5 protein-coding genes are annotated in these 4,271 nt (G+C 70.8%); 1 reads left to right on the top strand and 4 read right to left on the bottom strand.

Features of this window, described 5'->3' with window-relative positions:
- Positions 1–816: alpha/beta fold hydrolase (locus ON43_RS01770; protein ID WP_040802755.1), on the top strand; the 816-nt coding region annotated here is incomplete at its 5' end.
- A 92-nt stretch (positions 817–908) separates the two neighbouring features.
- Here ON43_RS01770 and ON43_RS01765 read toward each other — a convergent pair.
- Genes ON43_RS01765 through nth form a run of 4 tightly spaced genes read right to left on the bottom strand, consistent with a single transcriptional unit; the run spans position 909 to position 4,163 of the window.
- On the bottom strand, positions 909–2,102 hold the full coding sequence (locus tag ON43_RS01765) for a MarP family serine protease (RefSeq protein WP_040802747.1): 1,194 nt from the start codon (positions 2,100–2,102) through the stop codon (positions 909–911).
- A complete protein-coding gene (locus tag ON43_RS01760) occupies positions 2,099–2,827 on the bottom strand; it encodes an NUDIX hydrolase (RefSeq protein ID WP_373283372.1) in 729 nt (242 codons plus the stop codon). The genes ON43_RS01765 and ON43_RS01760 overlap by 4 nt, the downstream gene beginning before the upstream one ends.
- A complete protein-coding gene (locus tag ON43_RS01755) occupies positions 2,824–3,486 on the bottom strand; it encodes a TlpA family protein disulfide reductase (protein ID WP_051177770.1) in 663 nt (220 codons plus the stop codon). Before ON43_RS01755 ends, ON43_RS01760 begins: the two co-directional genes overlap by 4 nt.
- Positions 3,483–4,163, bottom strand: coding sequence for an endonuclease III (gene nth / locus ON43_RS01750; RefSeq protein ID WP_083913088.1), 681 nt, complete (start codon positions 4,161–4,163; stop codon positions 3,483–3,485). The genes ON43_RS01755 and nth overlap by 4 nt, the downstream gene beginning before the upstream one ends.
- Between the last annotated feature and the right edge of the window lie 108 nt (positions 4,164–4,271).

Here is a 4,271-nt window from a genome sequence, read left to right as displayed (position 1 = left end):
GACACGCCGCTGGTGGTGCTGCTGCACGGCTTCGGTGACTTCTGGTGGTCGTGGCGGCATCAGCTGACCGGGCTGGCGGCGCGCGGGTTCCGCACGGTGGCGGTGGATCTGCGCGGCTACGGCGATTCCGACAAGCCGCCGCGCGGCTACGACGGCTGGACCCTGGCCGGTGACGTAGCCGGACTGATCCGCGCGCTCGGGCACACCGAGGCCACCCTGGTCGGCCACGCCGAGGGCGGACTGGTCTGCTGGGCCACCGCGGTACTGCATCCGCGCGTGGTGCGCTCCATCGCACTGATCAGCTCCCCGCATCCAGTGGCGCTGAAGCGGGCCGTGCTGCGCGATCGGCGGCAGCGGTCGGCCTGGCTGCCGGACTTCCTGCGCTGCCAGCTGCCGCGCGTGCCCGAGAACCGGCTCACCCGCGACGACGGCATCGAGATCGAACTGCTGCTGCGCGCGCGGGTCGGCGAACAGTTCTCGGCCACCGCGGAATTCGCCGACACCGCCCGCCGCATGCGCACCGCCATCCGGATTCCGGGCGCGGCGCACTGTGCCCTGGAATATCAGCGCTGGGCCTTCCGCAGCCAATGGCGGCCCGACGGCAGGCGTTTCATGGCGACCATGGGCGAACCCGTGTGGATCCCGACGCTGGCCCTCTACGGCGAGCAGGACCGGTACATCCTGGCGAGCACCATCCGCCGCGGCCACCAGCTCGCCCCGCAGCGGCGTGTGGTGGGGATTCCGGACGCGGGTCACTATGCGCACCAGGAGAGTCCGGACGCGGTGACGGCGGAGATCGCGAAACTCCTGGGCTAGCCGCGACGCCCGTCATCCCGGCGCGCTTCTTGGCCGGGATCCACACTGGTGTAGGTGGATTCCGGCCAAAAGCATGCCGGAATGACGAGGATTCAGCTCAGCACGCAGCTGCCCGTGCCGACCGCCGTCGATTGGCTTGCCGCCGTGTTCAATTCCGGCCGCACCTCGTCCAGGGTCAGCACGTACCCGGTGGCGTCGTCGGTGACGGCCGCGCCGAACACCACGCCCAGGATCCGGCCCTCGGTGTCCACCAGCGGACCACCGGAGTTACCGGCCCGGACCTGACCGCGAATCGTGTACACCTCGCGCTTGACGTCGGCATCACGATAGATGTTCGGCCCCTTGAGGTTCAGGGTCTCGCGCACGCGGGCCGCGCTGGCGGTGTAGCGGCCGCCGCCCGGGTAGCCGAGCACGATCGCGCTCTCCCCCGAGGTGGCGTCGGCCGGGGCCAGCGCCAGCGGCTCGGCGTTCAGGCCGGGCACCGCGAGGATCGCCACGTCTTTGGACGAGTCGAACAGCACCACGGTCGCCGGCAGCGGCCCGCGCGCGGTGTCCACGCTGACGGTATTGGTGCCCGCCACCACGTGCGCGTTGGTCATGATGCGCTCGGGCGCCACCACGAAGCCCGAACCCTCCAGCTGCCGTTGGCAACTGGGCGCGATGCCGCGCACCCGCAGCACGCTGCTCTGCAGCTGCTGGGCCACCGGCAGCTGCAGCACGCTGCCGTCGGGCGGATCCACCGCGGTGATCGGGACGTGCCCGAACGGGCCGATGACGTCCGGCAGCCCGGAGGTGTTGAGCAGGTTGGAGAAGTCGGTCGGCACCCGGCGCAGCCAGTCGGGCGCGACATGGTCGACATTGCGCAGCACCTGGGAGTTGCTGACCGCGGCCGCGATTCCGGGCTGCGAGGAGTTGGTCAGCGGCAGCGCCAGCAGCCACGCGGTGGCCAGCACCGCCACCGCCTGCAGGCCGGCGCCCACCACGCTGTCCACGCTGCGGGTGAACGGATCCCGCATGCCGCCGCGCGCGGCCCGGCCCAGCACCATGCCCGCGACCTCGCCCACGATCACCAGCGCCACGATGAGCAGCACGCCCACCAGCACCCGGGTGCGGCCCTCGCTGAGGTGCTTGAGGATGTGCGGCGCGATCAGAATGCCCGCCACCGCACCGAGAATCACGCCTAGGAAGGCCAGGGCCGAGGCGACCGCGCCCTGACGCCACCCGGAGGTGGCGGCCAGCAGCGCCAGAATGATGATCCCGAGGTCGAGCCAGCCAGAGGCGCTCATAATGTCATCCCTACCGCGGCCAAAGCGGCCTGCAGATCACGTACATCGTGATGGTCCCATTCGGTTTCCCACCCCGACACCGCCAGCAGGCCCGCGAGCACGCCGGCGGTGAACCCCCACACCAGCATTCCGTCCACGGTGAAGGCGGGACCCATATAGCCCAGCGGATGCCGCACCACGAAACGGTTTGCCGGATCGATGAGCTCGCTGATCGGCACCCGCGCCACGCGCGCGGCCTCCGTCTCGCTCACCACTCCCACCTCGCCGGGGGTGCGCCAGTAGGCGACCACCGGTGTCACATCGAACCGCGAGGGCGGCACGAAGATCTTGGGCAGCACCGCGATCGGCTCCACGCCCGCGGGGTCCAGGCCGGTCTCCTCCTGGGCCTCGCGCAGGGCGGTGCTGATCGGGCCGTCGTCCTGCGGCTCCACGCCGCCGCCCGGGAACGCCACCTGGCCGCTGTGCTGGCGCAGGGTGGCGGCGCGCTGGGTGAGCAGCACGTCGGCATCGGGCGGTAGACCACCTTTGGCGGTCGGATCCGCCTCGGGCGATCCACCGAACAACACCAGCACGGCCGCGTCCCGGGAGCGGGTCGCGGCGGCCGCGAAGCGCCGCATCGCATTTCGCCGCAGCACCGGGTTCACCCCGGCCGGATCGGCCGGATCGTGCTCGGCCACCCCGTGCAGCCAGCCGGGAATCCCGTCGGCGGACACCTCGAGTCTCACGCTCTCACTCCCAATTCAGCGGCGACCGTAGCGGAGATGTCCTCGACGCTGGTGAACGGCCGCACCACGACCTTGGCCACGGTGCCGTCGGCGCGCAACAGCACCGAGATCGGCAGCACCGCCGGCGCCCCGACCGCGGTGCGCACCTTGGCATTCGGATCCTCGACCCCGGGCAGGTGAATGCCCAGCCCGCTCAGCCTGGACAACGCCTTGGCCGTGCCCTGGTCACTGTGCACGGTGAGAACCGTCAGCGCGTTCCGGGCCTGCTGCGAGAACTGTTGCAGCAGCGGCAGTTCCTCCGCGCACGGACCGCACCAATAGGCCCACAGGTTCAGCAGGGCGGGCTTACCGGCCAGCGCCGCGACCAGATCCACGGGCTTGCCGTCGGCCAGGCAGTTCAGCGTGAGGCCGCGCAGCGGGCTGTCCCCCACCGGCGCGCCGCTGGGCTGCGGACAGGCGGCCAGGGCGGCCGCGGCCCGATCCGCCTCGGAGACGGACGCTTCGACGGGTTGCGCGGTCGGGTTGGTCCCGGACGCGGCGGGCTTGTCGGAATCTCGAGTGAGCTGCGGCCACAGCGCGACGGCCGCCGCCACGGCGACGATCACCGCCGCCAGCACCCAACGCCACCAGGTACCACCCCGCGCGGTCTCCGCGCTCACAGGCCGACCAGTCCGAGAAGATGCTCGGTCTCCGGGCCCTTCACCAGCTTGGCCGCCTCGGTCGGATCGGTCGGGCCCTCCCCGAAGGACGGGCACTCGTTGGCCAGGAAGCAGGCGCCGCAGGCCGGCTTGCGGGCGTGGCACACACGCCGGCCGTGGAAGATCACCCGATGCGAGAGCATGGTCCAGTCCTTGCGCTCGATCAGCTCGCCGATCGCGTGCTCGACCTTGACCGGATCCTCCTCCGCGGTCCACTTCCAGCGCCGCACCAGCCGCCCGAAATGGGTGTCGACGGTGATGCCCGGGACGCCGAAGGCATTGCCGAGGACCACGTTCGCGGTCTTGCGCCCGATGCCGGGCAGCGTGACCAGCTCGTCGAGGGTGTGCGGCAGCTCACCGTCGAAACGCTCCACCAGTTCCTGCCCCAGCCCGATGAGCGCGCTGGCCTTGTTCCGGTAGAAGCCGGTGGGCCGAATGTATTCCTCCAGCTCGGCACGATTGGCCTCGGCGTAATCGCGTGCGCTGCGGTACTTCGCGAACAGCGCCGGGGTGGTCATATTGACCCGCACATCGGTGCACTGCGCGGAAAGAATTGTGGCGACCGCCAATTCGAGGGGTGTGGTGAAATCCAGCTCACAGTGCGCGCCGGGGAACTCCAGGGTCATATCCCGGTACATCCGCCGCGCGCGGCGGACCAGGCCGATTCGAGTCTCCTTGGCGCGCTTGTTCGCTCTGGCCGGGCGCGAAAACCGTGGCGCATCCGAGACATCCGCGGACGCCCCGTC

The organism is Nocardia concava NBRC 100430, from assembly GCF_000308815.1.
Classification (GTDB): domain Bacteria; phylum Actinomycetota; class Actinomycetes; order Mycobacteriales; family Mycobacteriaceae; genus Nocardia; species Nocardia concava.
Note: the sequence above shows the minus strand (reverse complement) of the source record. Positions and strands in the feature narration are given on the sequence as shown.